The organism is Mucilaginibacter sp. P4_A11 (genome assembly GCF_056402535.1).
This window is the reverse complement of record NZ_JBFUHE010000025.1, coordinates 58,544-78,206: the sequence shown is the minus strand read 5'-3', so window position 1 is coordinate 78,206 and position 19,663 is coordinate 58,544. Positions and strand designations below refer to the sequence as shown.

General features: G+C 42.5%; 16 protein-coding genes. 9 read left to right on the top strand and 7 right to left on the bottom strand.

Annotated features, from left to right (window positions below; translation table 11 throughout):
• The 7 genes from AC1DUD_RS29910 to AC1DUD_RS29880 form a co-directional block, all read left to right on the top strand.
• A partial coding sequence (locus AC1DUD_RS29910) for an OmpA family protein (RefSeq protein ID WP_477381411.1) occupies positions 1 to 829 on the top strand: 829 nt, incomplete at its 5' end.
• A 137-nt stretch (positions 830 to 966) separates the two neighbouring features.
• The gene (locus AC1DUD_RS29905) at positions 967 to 1,110 is read left to right on the top strand and encodes a DUF6728 family protein (RefSeq protein WP_162997005.1); all 144 of its coding nucleotides are present in this window, start codon (positions 967 to 969) and stop codon (positions 1,108 to 1,110) included.
• A complete protein-coding gene (locus AC1DUD_RS29900) occupies positions 1,107 to 1,484 on the top strand; it encodes a RidA family protein (protein WP_477381408.1) in 378 nt (125 codons plus the stop codon). Before AC1DUD_RS29905 ends, AC1DUD_RS29900 begins: the two co-directional genes overlap by 4 nt.
• 161 nt (positions 1,485 to 1,645) lie before the next feature.
• Positions 1,646 to 3,745: an ATP-dependent DNA helicase RecG gene (recG, locus tag AC1DUD_RS29895; protein ID WP_477381406.1), complete on the top strand. Its 2,100-nt coding sequence runs from the start codon at positions 1,646 to 1,648 to the stop codon at positions 3,743 to 3,745.
• 215 nt (positions 3,746 to 3,960) lie between these two features.
• Positions 3,961 to 5,340, top strand: a complete 1,380-nt coding sequence (locus AC1DUD_RS29890; RefSeq protein WP_477381404.1) for a M20/M25/M40 family metallo-hydrolase — start codon at positions 3,961 to 3,963, stop codon at positions 5,338 to 5,340.
• 228 nt (positions 5,341 to 5,568) lie between these two features.
• Entirely contained in the window at positions 5,569 to 6,891 is a 1,323-nt protein-coding gene (locus tag AC1DUD_RS29885) for an MFS transporter (protein WP_477381402.1), read from the top strand.
• A gap of 320 nt (positions 6,892 to 7,211) precedes the next feature.
• On the top strand, positions 7,212 to 8,021 hold the full coding sequence (locus tag AC1DUD_RS29880; RefSeq protein WP_477381400.1) for an SDR family oxidoreductase: 810 nt from the start codon (positions 7,212 to 7,214) through the stop codon (positions 8,019 to 8,021).
• A gap of 56 nt (positions 8,022 to 8,077) precedes the next feature.
• On the opposite strand, the gene AC1DUD_RS29875 is transcribed toward AC1DUD_RS29880, so the two are convergent.
• From AC1DUD_RS29875 to ettA, 3 genes are all read right to left on the bottom strand, one after another.
• Entirely contained in the window at positions 8,078 to 8,494 is a 417-nt protein-coding gene (locus AC1DUD_RS29875) for an SMI1/KNR4 family protein (RefSeq protein WP_477381398.1), read from the bottom strand.
• 4 nt (positions 8,495 to 8,498) lie between these two features.
• On the bottom strand, positions 8,499 to 9,035 hold the full coding sequence (locus tag AC1DUD_RS29870; RefSeq protein ID WP_477381396.1) for a hypothetical protein: 537 nt from the start codon (positions 9,033 to 9,035) through the stop codon (positions 8,499 to 8,501).
• A 130-nt stretch (positions 9,036 to 9,165) separates the two neighbouring features.
• Positions 9,166 to 10,848: an energy-dependent translational throttle protein EttA gene (gene ettA, locus AC1DUD_RS29865; RefSeq protein WP_477381394.1), complete on the bottom strand. Its 1,683-nt coding sequence runs from the start codon at positions 10,846 to 10,848 to the stop codon at positions 9,166 to 9,168.
• Between the two features lie 524 nt (positions 10,849 to 11,372).
• On the opposite strand from ettA, the gene AC1DUD_RS29860 reads away from it, so the two are divergent.
• A complete protein-coding gene (locus AC1DUD_RS29860) occupies positions 11,373 to 13,907 on the top strand; it encodes an ATP-dependent Clp protease ATP-binding subunit (RefSeq protein WP_477381392.1) in 2,535 nt (844 codons plus the stop codon).
• Between the two features lie 198 nt (positions 13,908 to 14,105).
• Here AC1DUD_RS29860 and AC1DUD_RS29855 read toward each other — a convergent pair whose 3' ends face one another.
• Positions 14,106 to 15,215: a carboxypeptidase-like regulatory domain-containing protein gene (locus tag AC1DUD_RS29855; RefSeq protein ID WP_477381390.1), complete on the bottom strand. Its 1,110-nt coding sequence runs from the start codon at positions 15,213 to 15,215 to the stop codon at positions 14,106 to 14,108.
• A gap of 610 nt (positions 15,216 to 15,825) precedes the next feature.
• On the opposite strand from AC1DUD_RS29855, the gene AC1DUD_RS29850 reads away from it, so the two are divergent.
• Positions 15,826 to 16,227, top strand: coding sequence for a hypothetical protein (locus tag AC1DUD_RS29850; RefSeq protein ID WP_477381388.1), 402 nt, complete (start codon positions 15,826 to 15,828; stop codon positions 16,225 to 16,227).
• Positions 16,228 to 16,297: 70 nt separating this feature from the next.
• Here the strand turns inward: AC1DUD_RS29850 and AC1DUD_RS29845 are convergent, their stop codons facing one another.
• From AC1DUD_RS29845 to recN, 3 genes are read right to left on the bottom strand one after another with little or no spacing between them, the layout of a single operon-like run.
• Complete coding sequence (locus AC1DUD_RS29845) at positions 16,298 to 17,110, bottom strand: enoyl-ACP reductase FabI (RefSeq protein ID WP_477381386.1); 813 nt, start codon at positions 17,108 to 17,110, stop codon at positions 16,298 to 16,300.
• A gap of 34 nt (positions 17,111 to 17,144) precedes the next feature.
• Complete coding sequence (locus AC1DUD_RS29840; protein WP_477381384.1) at positions 17,145 to 17,909, bottom strand: energy transducer TonB; 765 nt, start codon at positions 17,907 to 17,909, stop codon at positions 17,145 to 17,147.
• Positions 17,910 to 17,938: 29 nt separating this feature from the next.
• Positions 17,939 to 19,630 carry a DNA repair protein RecN gene (recN, locus tag AC1DUD_RS29835; RefSeq protein WP_477381382.1) on the bottom strand — a complete coding sequence of 564 codons (1,692 nt, stop codon included), beginning with the start codon at positions 19,628 to 19,630 and terminating at the stop codon, positions 17,939 to 17,941.
• Between the last annotated feature and the right edge of the window lie 33 nt (positions 19,631 to 19,663).

Sequence of the window (19,663 nt, the reverse complement as noted above, 5' to 3'; positions counted from 1 at the left end):
CGTTACAGCTCACTTTAAAAACAACGGTACTGATGGAACCCACTACGTAAAAGAATTGGTTATCCCTGTAGGTGCAGGTGTTAAATTCCGTTTAAGCGACGCTGTTGCCTTAGATTTGGGTTACACTCAAAACTATGTTGATGGTGATAACCTTGATGGTTTCAACAGGGCTTACCCTACTAAAGACCATTACTCATACGGTTATGCTGGTTTAGAATTCACTTTAGGTTCAAAATCGAAACCAGTATTAGAGTGGGTTAACCCGGTAGCTATGATGTATGACGAACTGTATGATGCAGCTTTGCGTCAGGAAGTTGAAGCTTTAAAAGGCCGTGTTGCTAACGTTGAAACAGCTGTTAATGACCTGAAAAAAGATTCTGACGGTGACGGTGTTGCTGATCAGTTTGACAAATGCCCAGGTACTGCTGCAGGTAGTGTAGTTGATGGTTCTGGTTGCGTTATCGTATTCCCTAAAGATACTGTAGCTGCTACCGCACCAGCTGCTGCTTACTCAAACATCCAGTTTGAATTTGACAGCTCAGTATTACGTACTTCATCTTACCCAGTGTTAGATGCTACTTCAGCTGACTTACGTTCAGCTGGTACTGCTGTTGAAGTTGACGGTTTCGCTTCATCTGAAGGTACTGCTGCTCACAACTTATCTTTATCTAAAGACCGTGCTAACTCAGTAAAAACTTACTTAGTTAACTCTGGTGTTGATGCTAAGAAAGTAAAAGTAAAAGGTTACGGTGAAACTAACCCAATTGCTGACAACTCAACTGAAGAAGGTCGCGTACTTAACCGTCGCGTTCAATTCAAAAAGAAATAATATCTGATTAAATATTATTTGCGAAGGCTCCGGATAACCCGGAGCCTTCTTTGTTTTATAAGGTTTTGTATTTGATAGTTATACCATATATAATAGGTGTGGGTTTACAGAGGCAAAATTTTGCGTAAGTTTGTGTAATGTATTTCTTCAGGAAAAAAGACCCAAACAGGCCCGACAACTTTAACTTACGGGTGATGCATTTTATAAATGCGCTGGCTATTATTATGTTCCTGGCCGGGATTATCTGGAAACTGGTACAGGTATTTATACTCAAAAAATGAAAACAATCATCAATACCAACAATGCACCTGCCCCTATTGGGCCATATAGCCAGGCTACTTTAGCCAGTGGTTTTTTATTCGTATCGGGCCAGATCCCTATTGATCCGCTAAGCGGCGAACTCATTAGCAGTGATATAAAAGCTGAGGCTACACAAGTAATGGAAAATATCAAAGCCATTTTAACCGAAGCCGGCCTGGGGTTTGACAACATTGTAAAAACCAGTATCTTCTTAACCGATTTGCAAAACTTTGTACAGGTTAATGAAGTTTACGGAACGTATTTTACTGCCGATTTCCCGGCCCGCGAAACTATCCAGGTATCCGCTTTACCTAAAGGCGTGAATGTAGAGATCTCGGTTATAGCGGTAAAGTAAGATTTTTGATTTCGGGATCCGGATGTTCAATTTTGGGTTTCGTCTGTCCAAACTCGAATTTATTGAATTAAGGAATTTATTGAATTGCTTAATTCAATAAATTCTCGTTCAGACAACAATTCTGCTAATTCTTAAATTCTGTAAATTCTGATTCAGACATAATGAATCCTTTTCAAACGCCGCTTGTTTATTTAAAAGGTGTAGGCCAGTCAAGGGCCGAAGTTTTGAAAAAGGAGCTTGAACTGCACACCTTTGAAGATCTGCTGCGCCATTTTCCATTCAGGTATATTGATCGTACCCGTTTTTACAAGGTCAGGGAGATACGGGAAGAACTGCCCTATGTACAGGTGCTGGCGCGGATTGTAAGCAAGGAAATTGTAGGCGAAAAGCAAAGCCGCCGCCTGGTTGTTAAGGCTAAGGACGATACCGGTATCATCGAACTGGTATGGTTTAAGGGCATCAACTGGATTGAGAAAACCATCATTCCCGGCAAGGTTTATATACTGTTTGGTAAGCCCGGCTTTTTTAATATGATGCCCCAGATGGCACATCCCGAAATGGAGTTATACCTGCCGGGTGTGCAAAAGCAGGGCAACCTTTCCTTACAGCCTGTTTACAATTCCACAGAAAAGCTTAAGCAGTTTTCGCTGGATAGCAAAGGGATCCAAAAGCTCACCGCTGTATTGCTTGACCTGCATGCTAAAGACATTCGCGAAAACCTGCCTTTATATATTATAAACCAGTTTAAGCTGCTTAACCGTGTTGATGCTTATCGCAACATTCATTTTCCGGGTGACGCAACTTTGCTTAATGAGGCAGTATATCGTTTAAAGTTTGAAGAATTGTTTTTTCTTCAGCTTAAATTACTTAAAAACAAGCTGCTGCACACTCAAAAGTTTAAGGGGAATGTGTTTGATAAGGTAGGTCATTATTTTAATGAGTTTTATCATAATAAATTGCCTTTTACCCTTACTGATCCGCAAAAGCGTGTATTGAAGGAAATACGGCTGGATACCCAGCGGGGCGTACAAATGAACCGCTTGCTACAGGGGGATGTAGGCAGTGGTAAAACCGTAGTGGCGCTGATGAGCATGCTGATAGCTATTGATAACGGTTTTCAAACCTGTATCATGGCACCAACGGAAATCCTGGCCAATCAGCATTACCAAACTATTAAAAGCCTGGTAGGCGATGATTTTATCGAGGTAGCTTTATTAACAGGTTCAACCAAACAAAAGGAGCGCAAAGTATTGCATCACAACCTTGAAGAAGGTACGCTTAAAATACTGGTTGGCACCCATGCACTTATTGAGGATAAGGTACAGTTTAAAAACCTGGGCTTTGTAGTGATTGATGAGCAGCACCGCTTTGGTGTGGAGCAGCGGGCTAAACTTTGGCGAAAAAATGCCATCCCTCCACATATCCTGGTGATGACGGCCACCCCTATACCCCGTACGCTCGCCATGACGCTATACGGTGACCTGGATGTTTCGGTAATTGACCAGTTACCGGCCGGGCGTAAACCTATCCAAACGGTTCATTATTATGAAAATCAGCGCTTGCGGATGTTCGGTTTTATGAAACGGGAGATAGCTTTAGGCAGGCAGGTTTACGTAGTATATCCGCTGATCCAGGAAAGTGAAAAGCTTGATCTTAAAAATCTGGAGGACGGTATCGAGGCTATGTCGCGGGAGTTTCCGCTGCCTGATTACAGGATTAGTATTGTTCATGGTAAAATGAAGCCTGCCGAAAAAGATTTTGAAATGCAGCGCTTTATTAAACACGAAACGCAGATCATGGTAGCTACTACTGTAATTGAAGTAGGGGTGAACGTGCCCAATGCCTCGGTGATGATCATTGAAAATGCCGAACGCTTCGGGTTGTCGCAATTGCACCAATTACGGGGCCGGGTAGGGCGCGGGGCCGAGCAATCCTATTGTATTTTGATGAGCAGCCACAAGCTAAGTCATGATGGCAAGATCCGCCTGAATACCATGGTGAAAACCAACAACGGTTTTGAAATTTCGGAGATCGACCTGCAATTGCGGGGCCCCGGCAATATTGAAGGTACCCAGCAAAGTGGTGTGGTTGATTTAAAGCTGGCCAACCTGGCAACCGACCAGGAGTTACTTTTCAAGGTACGTAAATGTGTTGAAACCATATTTGAAAAAGACCCGCAGCTGGCTCATCCCGAAAACCTGGTATTGCAGCACGCCTTTGAAGTAAAAAACGCGGGATTGAGTTGGGATAAGATATCGTAGGTGTAGGTATTCACTTCCGTCATTGCGAGGCACGAAGCAATCCCCGGGAGGCAGAGCTGCCAAGCAAGTTAACCCTGTATGGTTTGGGATTGCTTCGTGCCTCGCAATGACGTTTTTTATGCCTGTTGAGATCAATTTCTTCAATTATACGCACTCTTGCTTTCATCCTTTGGCGCTCAAATAGTACATTTGTTAAAACTGATCTTGCTATTGATATGAAGAAATTTTCATTACTCTTTTCTGCCGTGTTGTTGTGCGCACAAGTAAAAGCACAGGACTCCTTAGCTATCCGCAAAATATATGACGAGGCATTGGTTAACGGCCAGTGTTACGATAACCTGCGTTACTTGTGTAAAAATATAGGCCAGCGTATCAGCGGTTCGGCCAATGCCCAAAAGGCTGTTGACTGGAGCAAAAAACTGATGGATGGTTACGGCTTTGATAAAGTTTATTTGCAGGAGGTAATGGTACCGCATTGGGTACGCGGAGCAAAAGAAGAGGCTGCTATTATTGATGGCAAAACCCGCATCCCTGTGCCAATTGTTGCACTTGGTATGAGCATAGCTACTCCAAAAACTGGTATTACTGCCAATGTTATAGAGGTGAAAAGCATCAAGGAGCTTGAAGGCCTTGGCGAAAGTGTGGTAAAAGGAAAGATAGTATTCTTTAACCGGGCGTTTGACCCTCGTTTTATTGAAACAGGAGCGGCCTATGGTAACGCCGGCGATCAGCGTTTTATGGGCCCCGCTGTAGCGGCTAAACTTGGTGCAGCAGGTGTAATAGTGCGTTCCCTTACCGAAATTATTGACGATTATCCGCATACCGGAGCTACACTTGCTGCTCCGGGTAGTAAAATGATCCCGGCTGCGGCCATCTCAACCAAAGCTGCCAACAGATTAAGCACCATGCTTAAACTAAGGAAATTCCCTGCAGCTAAATTTTACTTTAAGCAAAACTGTGAGCTATTGCCCGATGTGAAATCATACAACGTTATCGGCGAGATAACCGGCTCCGAGAACCCTAAAAAATTTATTACAGTTGGCGGTCACCTGGATTCATGGGATTTGGCCGAGGGCGCTCATGATGATGGCACCGGTGTAATGCAATCTGTTGAAGTACTGCGGATTTTTAAAGCGGTAGGGTATAAACCTAAAAATTCGGTACGTGCGGTGTTTTTTATGAACGAAGAGAACGGTCATAAAGGCGGCACCAAATATGCCGAACTGGCTGCACAAAACAAAGAACAGCATATTGCAGCCATTGAAACTGACGAAGGCGGTTTTACTCCACGTGGTTTCAGCTTTGCGGATGTATCAAAAGATTTTATCAAAAAGGTAAACGATAACTTCAAATCAATACTGGAACCTTACGATGTTGACAAGTTAACCATCGGCGGCGCAGGTACAGATATTGAGCCGATGAAAGAAACTTTGCCGGGTGTAGTGCTGATCGGTTTTCGCCCTGATTCGCAAAGGTATTTTGACTTGCACCACACCGCTAAAGACGTTTTTGAAAACGTAAACAAACGCGAGCTTGAACTGGGTGCAGCCGGCATGGCGGCGTTTATATATCTGATTGATCAACACGGGTTGTAACCCTGATGTTGAACCGTGATTTTTAGGATTAGAAGATGACCATGATGTTGTCTGAACTCGAATTAAACGAATTAAGGAATTTATCGAATTTGATTGATATTCTGTGAATTCTATAATTCCCCCAAATTCGAGTTCAGACAGACTTCATCTCAAGGTCATCCTTTAATCCTACTAATCAAGGTTCAAAAAAATAGCTACCTTTGCGGCACATCTAAAAAATAATAAATAGTGACCGAAGAAGGCGATAGTAAACCCCGGAAAGTAGACTCCTTTGCAGCATTGCGTTATAAAGATTTCAGATCTTACATAGGCATGCGTTTTTGTTTCACCTTTGCATATTCAATGCAGGCCGTAGTCCTCGGCTTTTACATCTACAGCATCACCCATAGTAAAATAGCCTTAGGCCTTATTGGTCTTTGCGAGGCTATTCCGGCAATTGGTATTGCATTATATGGCGGTTATATTGCCGATAAATCAGAAAAGCGCAAAATGCTTTTGCTGATCTTTAGCGGTGTGTTGCTTACATCCCTGGTGATGTTTACCGTTACACTCAGCAGTATGAGTGGCATTATACATACCGGCTGGATAGTACCTATTATGTACGCTATGATATTTTGTAATGGTGTGGCCCGGGCTTTTTACGGCCCTGCTACTTTTACAATTTATGCCAATAGCATCCCGAAAGAATTATACCCTAACGGCAGTACCTGGAGCAGCAGCAGCTGGCAGGTAGCATCTATTTTAGGGCCTGCCGCAGGTGGCTTGATATATGGTTACGCTGGTAAAGTGATTTCGGGTTTAAGTGGTATTACCGCAACTTTTAGCTGTATCCTGTTTTTGCTGTTGGTATCGCTGGTGCTGGTGTACAGGCTCAGACAGTATCCTGCGCAATACGTCCCTAAAGAAAGCATCTGGAAAAGCCTTTCGGAAGGGATTCATTTTGTGTTTGGAAATAAGATGATGATAGGTGCTATGAGCCTCGACTTATTCTCAGTGTTTTTTGGTGGTGCAGTCGCTTTGCTGCCTGTTTTTGCCAACGAGATATTGAAAGTCGGCGCCGAAGGACTGGGCATCATGCGGGCTATGTCATCCTTAGGGGCTGTATTGACCATGCTGGTGATGACGCGTTTTTCGCCAATGGGAAAACCATGGCGTAACCTGCTTATTGCAGTAACGGGTTTCGGCTTATCGATCATATGCTTTGGTTTATCAATCAACTTTTATCTTTCGCTGTTATTCATTTTTACCGAAGGCGCTTTTGATAGCATCAGCGTGATCATCCGTGGTACCCTGATGCAGCTTTTAACGCCCGATCATATGCGCGGCAGGGTTTCGGCAGTTAACCAGATGTTCATCGGTTCCTCAAATGAGATCGGTGCTTTTGAATCGGGTACGGCTGCTCAATTGCTGGGCACAGTTCCCTCGGTATTGTTTGGTGGCAGCATGACCATGATCATTGTCGGTATTACTTATCTCAAGACAAAAAAACTGATCCCACTATCCTTACAGCAGATCCATGCGCCGGGTGAAGAGGGGATAAAGGAAGCATAAGGTAATAAAAGCAAACTCAAAAAGTGTCATTTCGGTAGAGCAGGGTGGGTTGTGTATTGGGGGCGAAAGAGAAATCTTGTACGCCATGCAACACGACCTTGCTTGTGGGTTATACAGGGCGTACAAGATTTCTCACTCGTTCCTCGTTTCGAAATGACTTTTTTTTATGTAGCATTCTACCATGAATTTTTTATGTAGGTAACATTATTTTTAATTTATCTGCTTGTTTTGCTGGGATATAAATTCACATCTTTACGCTGCCGAAAAACGGCATAAGCAAACCAATAAACAATCAAACAAAACAACTCACCCTTACAAAAATGAAAAAGGTAATATTAGTAACAGGAGCATCTTCTGGTATTGGCTTAGCCTGCGCTAACGCGCTGCAAGCAGCAGGGCATACGGTTTACGGCTCATCGCGCAGTCTTGACCGCATGAAATCCGTATCATTTAAGCCTGTTCAACTTGATGTTACCGACGATGCTTCGGTAAAGTCCGCTATTGATACCATTATTAAAGCCGAAGGCAAAATTGATGTATTGGTGAACAATGCCGGTAATGGTGTAACCGGTCCGGCTTATGCTATGCCGGTTGAAAGCGCCAAGCAGCAGTTTGAAGTGAACTTTTTTGGCGTGATCCGTGTTAGTTCTACGGTATTGCCTACAATGATTGAGAAAGGACAAGGACTGATCGTGAACATTAGTTCATTGGCCGGTCTGTTCGGTTTGCCATACCAGGGTATGTACAGTGCCTCAAAATATGCTATTGAAGGTTATTCCCAAAGTTTGAGGATGGAACTGCGCAACACCGGTGTTAAAGTAACCTTGCTTAACCCCGGCGACTTTAAATCTGATTTTAGTCAGAACCGCGCTAAAGTGAAATTCCCTATCAAAAACGATAAGCTGGAGACTGAGTACAATGCTGCCGTTGCCGCCATGGAAAAAGATGAGAGCATTGCACCAAGTCCTGAATCATTAGCTAAAAAGCTGGTTTCGATAGTAGGTTCATCAAGCCCTAAACACCGTTATTTGGTAGGGCAGGTTGGCCAGACCATTGTGCCTACGCTGAAAGCGATTTTGCCGGGCGGTTTGTTTGAGAAGTTGATGAATGATCATTACGGAATAAAGTAAGATTTTGGTATAACAACCAATAATAAAGCCACTCAAAACAGGGTGGCTTTATTGTTTTATTCAAACCATTCCCTGCCGTTATCCAGCCGAACAAGCATATCAAAAAAGGAAGTTCCTATCTCAATAAAATACTCCGTTTCCATGCTAATAAGGTCTGAGAGAATTATGCGATGAGTACCATCGCTTAGAAACCCGATGCCTATAAACTCGCCCCCGCCGTTACTCCCAATGCCGAAAACATCAAGGAGATATTCAGTAATGCCATACCCTTCGTTTATTTCTAAAAGTTCATCGGCCTTCCAAAATTGTACGTATTCGCTGCCCATGGGACCTTCAAACGGTTCGTAGTTTTCCAGGTAAAATTTATAATCGTCGGGCAATTGAAAGGGGATAGCTTCTAAAATACTCTGTTCCAAAGGTTGAGGCCTTCGTTCAAACTTGTATTTGTTTAATAGCCGCTCAAGTTGTTCCATTTTATTATTTAACTAATGTTTTACTTTCAATAATGTCAAAGCCAAACCAACCTTTCCGTAAAGTTAAATCAATGGCTTTAAATCCATCTGTTGACGTACCGCAGGGAAGTACGATTTGCTTTTCAAAATTGTCATGTTTGATAATAACATAACGTTCACCGCACCCCGAACGGCCTTTGGCTAATGTGCCTTTATCATTTATTATTAATGAAAGCGACTTGGGGGTTGGATCGGCGCAATAAAAATTAAGCGCCATAAATAAATAGACTATTATACCGCCCCAGGTTAGTATGTTAAATACAAGCTGTTTAAACAAAGAGTCAATTTCTAAGTGCCTGGGTAAGATTTTAAAAAGGAAAGGCGTTATGAAAAGCCCTGAAAGTATCCAGATAAAAAATGGAATAGAGAAATTGATAAAGGTTAATCTGTATAAGCCTATCTCGAAACAGGTTAGAATAATTCCGGTAAAAAAGGCAATTGTAAAAAAAGTATTTCCAACGGTTATATCGAGGGCTTTTAAAACCGATTTGAATCTTGTCAACGTTTAGGCAATTGGGTTCGATAAAAAAATTGCTGCAAGTTAATGTAACCTGCAGCAATTATAAAGCTAATAGCTTTATTGTTGATTGCAACGGGCTACGCTATCGCTAAACCCGCGGCAGTTTTAGTTTTTACACAGTCAACTTCTTATACTTGATCCTTTTAGGCGCTATATCACCCAAACGTTTCTTCCTGTTCTCTTCATAATCGGAATAGTTCCCTTCGAAGAAGTAAACCTGTGAGTTGCCTTCAAAAGCCAGGATATGCGTACAGATGCGGTCAAGGAACCAGCGGTCGTGACTGATCACTACGGCGCAGCCGCCAAAGTTTTCCAATGCTTCTTCCAGTGCCCGTAAAGTATTTACGTCGATATCGTTGGTGGGTTCATCCAGCAGCAATACGTTCGATCCTTTTTTGAGTGTGATGGAAAGGTGTACACGGTTACGCTCACCACCTGATAGTACACCTACTTTTTTCTGTTGATCGGCGCCGTTAAAGTTAAACTTAGATACATAAGCCCTTGAATTAAGCGGCTTGTTACCAACCATTATGGTTTCCAAACCGCCGGTTACATTTTCCCAAACAGATTTGTTAGGGTCAAGGTCGTCATGCATCTGGTCTACATAACCCAGGGCTACAGTTTCACCAACGCGGAAGGTACCGGCGTCGGGTTGATCCTGCCCGGTAATTAAACGGAATAGTGTGGTTTTACCCGCACCGTTAGGGCCGATGATACCAACTATACCAGCCGGAGGCAATGAGAAGCTCAGGTTATCGAACAATAATTTATCGCCATATGATTTGCTTACGCCGTTGGCCTCAATTACCACATTACCTAAACGCGGGCCCGGCGGAATAAACAGCTCAAGTTTTTCTTCGCGTTCTTTAGTTTCTTCAGATGCCAGTTTTTCGTAATTGCCTAAACGGGCTTTTGATTTGGCGTGGCGGCCTTTAGGCCCCATGCGTACCCACTCCAACTCGCGTTCCAAAGTTTTTTGGCGCTTGCTCTCGCTCTTTTCTTCCTGAGCCAAACGTTTGGCTTTTTGATCCAACCATGAGGAATAATTTCCTTTCCATGGGATACCTTCTCCACGGTCAAGCTCCAGGATCCAGCCGGCAACATTGTCAAGGAAATACCTGTCGTGCGTTACTGCGATAACTGTTCCTTTATATTGTTGTAAATGTTGCTCCAGCCAATCAATAGATTCGGCATCCAAGTGGTTGGTAGGCTCATCGAGTAACAGAACATCCGGCTCCTTTAATAATAAGCGACATAATGCCACGCGGCGGCGCTCACCTCCTGATAATACCGAAATTTTGGTATCTGGTTCCGGGCAACGAAGGGCGTCCATAGCGCGTTCCAGTTTGCTATCCAGCTCCCAGGCGTTCACTGCGTCAATTTGGTCCTGTAGTTCGCCCTGGCGGTTCATGAGTTTTTCCATGGCATCGGCATCCTCGTAATATTCAGGCAAACCAAATTTTTCGTTGATCTCCTCGTATTCCTTTAATAAGGCAGTAGTTTCAGCAACGCCTTCCTCAACTATTTCCCGTACTGTTTTTTCAGGGTCAAGTTCGGGCTCCTGGCTCAGGTAGCCAACGGTATAGCCCGGCGAAAATACTACTTCGCCTATATTGGTTTTATCAATGCCTGCAATGATCTTGAGCAATGAGGATTTACCGGAGCCATTTAAGCCGATAACGCCAATTTTAGCGCCGTAAAAAAACGACAGGTATATGTTTTTTAATACTGTTTTTTGCGGGGGATAAACTTTGCTAACCCCGGCCATTGAAAAAATTATCTTTTCGTCTGCCATTATAATTGATCGATAAATAGAAATTCAAATATGGCTAAAATAGATGAAAAGGAAGGGAGCAGAATAATGATTAGGAGTAGTAATTTTAAGTTGATTTTTGAGTTATAATGTTAATTTAAATTTAATTGAACCTTAAGCGAAGGGGCACAACCATCTCCGGGCATTCGCCGTATATAGTTATATGAAGATAATTATAGGCTAATGCCTAATTGTCATGTTTATGACGAAATGCCTTAAATGGTGGAAATGTTATTAATTATTTGAAATTTGTTTAAACTTTTTTAAGATATTTATATCAAACAGGTAAGTTTCGTTCGTATATTGTAAAAAAAATAGTCGTTTGCGGGCTTTTCGGGTAAAAACTGTTGATTGATGCCAAACTTTGATACATTGCGTATCATAACAATGTCTGTTTCTGCAAAGCTTTAAATGTTGGCAATATTGTTGATAAAAGTAAAACAGGCGTCGTAATTTGTAAAAACATAATTTATACATTACGGCGTTCAATAATAAGAAAGGTATATATGGAAGCTAAATTTTCGCCGAGGGTAAAGGATGTTATTCAATATAGCAGGGAAGAGGCATTACGCCTTGGGCATGACTATATTGGTACTGAACATCTTTTGCTGGGGCTTATCCGCGATGGGGATGGTGTAGCAATAAAATTGCTGAAAGGATTGAACGTTGATACCGCAAAACTTCGCCGCGCCGTTGAGGATGCAGTAAAGGGAACTATTGGAACAAACGTACATATTGGCAGCATCCCGTTAACAAAACAGGCCGAGAAGGTATTGAAGATAACTTATCTGGAAGCCAAAATATTTAAAAGCGATGTGATCGGTACAGAGCACCTGCTGCTGTCTATCCTTCGCGATGAGGACAACATTGCCTCACAGATACTGGTACAGTTCAACGTGAACTACGAAGTATTTAAAGGTGAAGTTGAATCGCATAAAAACGATGTTACTGACGAAATGCCGGGATCACCGACAGGTGGTGACGATGACTTTAAAGAAGAAGAGTCATTTAGTCAGCCCAAAAAGGTATCTGACATTAAATCAAAGACACCCGTGCTTGATAACTTTGGCCGCGATTTAACCCGTGCCGCCGAAGATGGAAAGCTTGACCCGATCGTTGGTCGTGAAAAAGAGATCGAAAGGGTATCGCAAATTCTATCGCGCCGTAAAAAGAACAATCCTATATTAATAGGTGAACCGGGTGTAGGTAAATCGGCCATCGCCGAAGGCCTTGCATTACGCATTGTTCAGCGCAAAGTATCACGTGTATTGTTCAATAAACGTGTAGTTACACTTGATTTAGCCTCATTGGTTGCAGGTACTAAATACCGCGGCCAGTTTGAAGAGCGTATGAAAGCGGTAATGAACGAATTGGAAAAATCACCTGACGTAATTTTATTTATTGACGAGATCCATACTATTGTAGGTGCTGGTGGTGCTTCAGGTTCGCTTGATGCATCAAACATGTTCAAACCAGCTTTGGCGAGGGGAGAGATACAATGCATTGGCGCAACCACTTTAGATGAATACCGCCAGTACATTGAAAAGGATGGTGCTTTGGACCGTCGTTTCCAAAAAGTAATGGTTGAGCCGGCTACGCCGACTGAAACTATCGAGATCCTGAACCGCATTAAGGATAAATATGAAGAGCACCACGGTGTTACTTATACTCCTGAAGCAATAAACGCTTGCGTTAACTTAACCACCCGTTACATTACCGACAGGTTTTTACCGGATAAGGCTATCGATGCGCTTGACGAAGCAGGTTCACGTGTTCACTTAACCAATATCCACGTGCCTCAAAACATATTGGATATTGAGCAAAAGATTGAGCAGATCAAGATTGAAAAAAACAAAGTTGTTCGCAGTCAGAAATATGAAGAAGCAGCTCAGTTACGTGATACCGAAAAGAATTTGTTAGTAGAGCTTGACCAGGCAAAAGCTGTTTGGGAAGCCGAAACAAAATCAAAACGTTACACAGTAACTGAAGATAATGTTGCCGAAGTAGTATCTATGATGACCGGCATCCCTGTACAACGTGTAGGTCAGGCCGACAGTCAGAAATTGCTGAACATGGCTGATACCGTTGCCAGCAAGATCATTGGTCAGGATGAAGCTATCAAAAAGCTAACCCGTGCTATACAACGTACCCGTGCAGGTTTGAAAGATCCTAAAAAACCTATTGGTTCATTTATCTTCTTAGGCCCTACAGGTGTTGGTAAAACCGAGCTTGCCAAAGAGCTTGCCCGCTTTATGTTTGACACTGAAGATGCCCTGATCCAGATTGATATGAGCGAATACATGGAGAAATTCGCAGTATCCCGCTTAGTGGGTGCGCCTCCAGGCTACGTAGGTTATGAAGAAGGCGGACAGCTAACTGAAAAAGTACGCCGTAAACCATATGCTGTAGTGTTACTGGATGAGATCGAAAAAGCTCACCCTGATGTATTCAATATCCTGTTACAGGTGTTGGACGAAGGTCAGCTTACTGATTCATTAGGCCGCAAGGTTGATTTCAGGAACACCATCATTATCATGACATCTAACATCGGTGCCCGCCAGTTGAAAGACTTTGGTCAAGGTGTAGGTTTCAACACAAACGCTAAAACTTTGCAGGCCGAAACACATTCACGTGGTGTTATCGAGAATGCTTTGAAACGTGCTTTTGCACCTGAGTTCCTGAACCGTATTGATGATGTTATCGTATTTAACTCATTAGGTAAAGACGAGATCTTCAAGATCATCGATATCGAACTTGCTTACCTGTTTAGCCGTGTAAATGGCTTAGGTTTCAAAATCGAGCTTACTGAAACGGCTAAAGATTTCATTGCCGAAAAAGGTTATGACTCGCAATTTGGTGCAAGGCCGCTTAAACGCGCCATTCAGAAATACCTGGAAGACCCGATTGCCGAAGAAATCCTTAAAGGTGAATTAGCCGAAGGTGATATCATGATAGTTGATTTTGATGCGGAAACTAAAGAAATCAAAATCACCGACAGGAAAGGCGAAAGCAAAAAACCTGAACAGGAAGAACAGAAGTAATTTTGTAATACTGTAAGTAATATTAAAGCCCCGTTTCGATTTTTCGAAACGGGGCTTTTTGTTTAGGACATATGAAAGGAGCCGATTAAAACCATGTCATTGCGAGCGCAGCGTGGCAATCGCACGGAGACATAGCCGCTCTGTATAGTATGCGATTGCCACGCTATGCTCGCAATGACATTATAGAGAATAATCAATCTACTTCTTCTCCATCACCACCTCATAGTCAATCGGTAGCATTTCGGCAACACGGCTTATGCCCCAGTCGCCTTCATAAATAACAGCGTGCGGATTTGCAACTATGCCGTTATTGTCGAAAAAAACGTTTGGCTCTTCAAAGGAAGCTATGGTGGTAGCGTTGTTAGGCATATTAAAAGCCTGAACAACACTGCTTGATGGATCCTGTCCTTTTTTGGTATACATGATATACAGGCAGTCTGTATAGCCTATGGCAAATAGGCCTTCCTGATCTGTCAGCTTAAAAAAGTCGGCCCTATCCAGTGGCTTATTGACCAGGCTTTGGAGGTATTTATTGTTCGGTCCGCCTTTATAATTGGGGTTCGGCTTACGGATTAGGCGCATCACCACAAAGTTTTCAGTTGTAAGACTATCCTTGATTGCCGCCCGGTAGAAATGCATATTTGAACCGAGATAAGCTAATTGCCGTTGCTTATGCCATTTACGTTTCTGCTTTTCGGAGCCTTTCAAGTCTTCGAAGGTGGAGATCCCTTCGTAATATAACATAGCCTTTGCAGGATTATAGTTAAAGTTGGTTACTTTATACCTGATGTGGTAGCCTAAAGCTTTGTTCTCAATTTCGAGGAAATCATGCGAAGAGGCTTTTAGGATATTGGTAACATTATCGTAATCAAAGTCAAGCACATCCGAATTTAATATTTTACACTGCGCGGCGTTTTCAGAACTACCCAAAAACTGCCGCCTGAAAATGGCGTAATACCTTTCACGGTTAGGATCGGGTCTGATCTTTACCTCATTAAGTTGAAAAGTTTTAGGAATAATGCTGATGGTGCCCAGGTCGATATTGGTGCTGCCTGCCTGTAGGCTGTAAGTATAGGTTTCATAACCCACTATGGATATTATAAAATCATATTTACCCGGCTTCACGTTGCTCAGCGTAAAATTGCCGTCGTCGGCAGTTTTGTTGCCTACCTGGGCGTTATTTAAAAATACACTTGCATTGGGTACGGGTTTGGTATCCGTCATGTTAATTACCTTCCCGGTAATTTTTACCTGGGCCAAGCTACATATAGGCAATAGGAACAATAAAAACAACAAGGACTTGCGCATAGTTAAAGTTAAACTAAAATTTTAGTTAGTCAATATGGCTACGTAAAAAATCTTTAGAAAGTATAATCATAATGTCCCATCAGGGTCTCTCGGAGAGGACCCTGATGTATACGCCATGCAGATTCGTCGTTCTAAATATCCTGGTAGATGTTTTGAACAGCGGCGAGCCTCAGGGGCCTCTGCGAGTTTAAGTTAACCCACAAAATTGTTTTGTCGTTTAATCAGCAAGGTGTTTTGTTTTGACCCTCTGGGGCAAAGGGTATTTCTATACTTTTTTATGCTACAAACTTTTTGCACCTCTGGTGCACCTGGCCTTAAGCACCCTTAATTAATACCTGATTATGTTATAAAACCTCGCCGGCCCCAGCGGGGCCACGTGTTTATAGCCTTAAAAGAGCGCATTTTTTGGCTCCGTAGGTGCCTCCTATTAAAATTTTAGGTTGGTGAACTTTGTGGGTTAACTTAAATCTGCGAAAGACCCTGAGGGGACATTAATATGGCGGTGTGAAAATCTTCAGAAATCAGGATCCGAAATAAAATAATTTAAAAAACGTTTAAACCTTTGAACAAAAATCTGTTCATACAGTTATAATAACTAACGCAATACTTTATGAAAAAAATCTTGACTTTAATTTGCTGCACTATTGTACTTGCCGCAACATCGTGTAAAAAGGAGTATGTAACCACCAGCCCAAGCGCTACTACTATTTTTGATACTACTCCGGCTTTTGTGCTTGACAACACTAATGATCCCAATAGTATTCATGGTTATACTACAACCTTAGCCGTGCCTGAAATTACTGATTACTATAATAATCATGGGGCTGTTTTGGTGTATTTGGAAGATAATGGGACATATGAACAATTGCCTGATGTATATGGTGGTGTAAGCTATAGGTTTGTATACACCAAGGGGACGCTGTATATAGACGCTCAAAATGCTGATGGAAGCGTGCCTACAGGTCAAAACATTCCCGGCCCATTAAAACTTAAAATTGTGTTGGTGCCATAATTCAACCTTACTAACAAAAAAGGAGCCTTGCATTTGCAAGGCTCCTTTTTTGTTTAAATATATTTTAAGATTACTTGCCCATCTGGTCAATAACCGCCTGGGTTACGCCGGTGAATGAGAAGCCACCATCATGGAATAAGTTTTGCATAGTTACCATTTTAGTCAGGTCGCTAAACATGGTTACGCAGTAATCAGCGCATTGATCAGCATCAGCATTACCCAGCGGACTCATTTTTTCAGCAAACTCAATAAAGCCGTCAAAACCTTTCACACCTGAACCTGCGGTAGTGCGGGTTGGCGATTGAGAGATAGTATTAACACGTACTTTTTTAGCCATGCCATACTCATAACCAAAGTTACGGGCAATGCTTTCCAATACAGCTTTGTTATCGGCCATGTCATTATAGCCAGGGAAATAACGCTGAGCAGCGATATAGCTTAATGCTAATACTGATCCCCATTCATTAATGGCATCATGTTTCATGGCAGCCTGCAAAATGCGGTGAAGACTTAATGCAGATATATCAAACCCTTTGTGGGTAAAATCGTAGTTGTTTTCAAAGTAAGGAATGTTTTTGCGCACGTTAACGCTCATACCTATCGAGTGCAGGATGAAGTCAACCTTACCGCCAAAATGCTCAAGCGTTTTAGTGAAAAGATTGTTGATATCATCGCCATTGGTAACATCGGCACCAATAACAGGCGCGTTGCATTCTTCGGCCAGTTTATTGAGTTCGCCCATGCGTAAAGCAATAGGGGCATTTGATAATACAATTTCAGCACCTTCCTGTACAGCGCGTTGTGCCACTTTCCAGGCTATTGATTGCTCATTTAGTGCACCGAAAATGATGCCTTTTTTACCTTTTAATAAATTATAAGCCATTTGTTAAGTTTTTATAATTGAAGCAAAGTTATAATTATTTATCAGTTAGTTTAAATTCAACCGAAACAGTTTGTGCTGCCACAACTGGCCGGCCGCTTTCAATGGCCGGTCGCCAGTGGTGAAGGGATTTTATGATGTTGATCAGAGTTTCTTCGCAGCCGTAACCTATGCCTTTCAGTATTTTAAAATTAACCGGTGTGCCATCCCGTTCAACCAGGAACCCCACCGTTACCATACCCTCAATATTGTTATCGATGGCTTTTGGGGGATAATGCAGCTGCTGTTTTATCAGCTCAATAAAATGTTCGTTTCCGCCTTCAAATTTAGGGGGCGCTTGAAAACTAAATTTATCGATATTAGCTGTACTATAAACTACATCAAATGATGGCGTTACTTTCCGGCGCTTACGTACAGCGGTAATGGCAATAGGTTTTTTGTCAGTTATATCTATAGGGGGCAATGAGGCAAGGTAAATGATCATATACCTGCTGCCTTTATTATAAACAGGTACGGTATTGTACAATATGCTTTTTTCAAAAGTTAATGTATCATTAAACTTAGCTCCTTTTAACTCGAAATAGCCGCTACTATCAGTGGTAGCCCCAACGTGCCATGAAGGTGCTTCCATCCAGGGGTTGGTTGATTCTAAACCGATGTGCCTAATGGGCTTACCCATTCTGTCATAAATGTACCCCCGCAAATTAATGGTATCGCGTTTTATAACCGTATCTGGCTTGTTTTTTTGTGCCGATAATTTGAGCGAAACCAGAAGCAGTACGGTAAATAACAATAATCTCATTAAGGTTTAGGTTAGAATGATTAATTAAATTAAACACTCAGCAATTCCCTCGCGTTTTGCAGCGCACTTTCACCCGGCTTATCGCCGCTCAGCATTTTGGCAATTTCCAATACACGTTCATCATTGTTTAACTGTTTAATGCGCGTAAAAGTAGCTGCCTCGCTATCATCTTTATAAACAAAGTAATGGCTTTTGCCTTTGCTGGCAATTTGAGGTAAGTGCGTAATGGTGATCACCTGCAGGTTTTGAGCTAATCGCTCCATGATCACTCCAACCTTGTTAGCCACCTCGCCAGATACACCTGTGTCAATCTCATCAAATATAATAGTAGGTAAAGCAGTGTACTGTGCCACGATAGATTTAATGCTCAGCATTAATCGTGAAAGCTCACCTCCTGATGCTACTTTACTCATCTCCGCTAAAGCGTGCCCTTTATTAGCCGAAAACAGGAAACGTATGTTATCAACTCCCGTAGCCGTAAGCAAAGGAGCTTGCTCAGCAGTACCCATTTTAGGTGGGGGAGGCGTTGGGTGCTGTTCAATTTCTAAGCTTGAACTTGCCATGCCCATCTCAGCGAGGGTAGCCAGCACCTGTTTTTCAATATCAGGAATAGCTTTTTTGCGATTGACCGATAATTGCGCTGCCAGTTTTTCCAGCTCGGCTTTATCGGCAGCTATTTGTTTTTGCAGTTTCTCGATGGCTTCATCGCTAAACAAGGCCTGCTGGATCTTTTCAGATAGCTCATCCTGGATCTGTAATAGTTCGGCATTGGTGCTTACCCTGTGTTTTTTTTGCAGGTTGTAGATCATGCTCAGTCGCGTGTTCACCTCTTCGGCGCGGGCTTCGTCGATAAAAGTATGCTCTTCGATGCCTTCAATTTCTGCGGCAACGTCTTTCAGTTCGATGATTGCACTGTTGATGCGCTGGTGCAGCTCGGCAACAGCGGGGTTGTATTTTTCTATCGAACCTAATGCTTGTCCCGCTTCTTTTAACTGAATCAATGCGGCAGCCTCGCCATCCTGTAAAAGATAATTAGCGTTTAAAAGGTTTCGCTTAATTTCTTCAGCATTGTTAAGCGTGTTTAGCTCCAGTTCCAAATGTTCCTGCTCATCGGCAACTAAAGCGCCTTTCTCCAATTCATCAAACTGAAACTGGAAGTAATCCAGGTCGGCCTTGGCTTTATCGCTTTCGGCAATCAGTTGGTTAAGCTTACTTAACGACTTTTTGTAAGCGCGGAATTTGGTTTGATAATCGAACAGCAAATCAGAATGACGAGCAACCGAATCAACCACCAATAACTGAAACTCCGGATCGTTGATCTCCAATGTGGCATGCTGCGAATGAATATCGATGAGTTTTTCGCCCAACTGTTTCAGCGCGGTAAGGTTAACCGGGGTATCGTTCACAAAAGCACGGGATTTACCATCGGCAGAAATTTCGCGGCGCAGCACGGTTTCTGTTTCGTAATCCAGATCGTTCTCTTCAAAAAAATCGGCCAGATGAAAGCCGCTGATCTTGAACGTCCCTTCAATAACGCATTTCTTTTGCTGATTGAAAAAATATTTGCTTTCGGCCCGTTGACCCAAAATAAGCGAAAGGGCACCCAATATGATTGATTTACCTGCACCGGTTTCACCGGTTAATATGTTCAGGCCGCTATCAAAACCTATCTCCAGGTTATCAATAAGCGCGTAATTATTAATGGTTAGCTTTTGAAGCATAAAAAAAGTGTCCTCATTTTATTGAGGACACTA

Excerpts from the sequence above, each read along its gene's own strand:
- recN (WP_477381382.1), bottom strand. The coding sequence starts at position 19,630 with ATGCTTCAAAAGCTAACCATTAATAATTACGCGCTTATTGATAACCTG.
- AC1DUD_RS29875 (WP_477381398.1), bottom strand. The coding sequence starts at position 8,494 with ATGGAACAACTTGAGCGGCTATTAAACAAATACAAGTTTGAACGAAGG.
- AC1DUD_RS29845 (WP_477381386.1), bottom strand. The coding sequence starts at position 17,110 with ATGGCTTATAATTTATTAAAAGGTAAAAAAGGCATCATTTTCGGTGCA.
- AC1DUD_RS29880 (WP_477381400.1), top strand. The coding sequence starts at position 7,212 with ATGAAAAAGGTAATATTAGTAACAGGAGCATCTTCTGGTATTGGCTTA.
- AC1DUD_RS29890 (WP_477381404.1), top strand. The coding sequence starts at position 3,961 with ATGAAGAAATTTTCATTACTCTTTTCTGCCGTGTTGTTGTGCGCACAA.
- AC1DUD_RS29850 (WP_477381388.1), top strand. The coding sequence starts at position 15,826 with ATGAAAAAAATCTTGACTTTAATTTGCTGCACTATTGTACTTGCCGCA.
- ettA (WP_477381394.1), bottom strand. The coding sequence starts at position 10,848 with ATGGCAGACGAAAAGATAATTTTTTCAATGGCCGGGGTTAGCAAAGTT.
- AC1DUD_RS29900 (WP_477381408.1), top strand. The coding sequence starts at position 1,107 with ATGAAAACAATCATCAATACCAACAATGCACCTGCCCCTATTGGGCCA.
- AC1DUD_RS29855 (WP_477381390.1), bottom strand. The coding sequence starts at position 15,215 with ATGCGCAAGTCCTTGTTGTTTTTATTGTTCCTATTGCCTATATGTAGC.
- AC1DUD_RS29905 (WP_162997005.1), top strand. The coding sequence starts at position 967 with ATGTATTTCTTCAGGAAAAAAGACCCAAACAGGCCCGACAACTTTAAC.
- AC1DUD_RS29840 (WP_477381384.1), bottom strand. The coding sequence starts at position 17,909 with ATGAGATTATTGTTATTTACCGTACTGCTTCTGGTTTCGCTCAAATTA.
- recG (WP_477381406.1), top strand. The coding sequence starts at position 1,646 with ATGAATCCTTTTCAAACGCCGCTTGTTTATTTAAAAGGTGTAGGCCAG.
- AC1DUD_RS29860 (WP_477381392.1), top strand. The coding sequence starts at position 11,373 with ATGGAAGCTAAATTTTCGCCGAGGGTAAAGGATGTTATTCAATATAGC.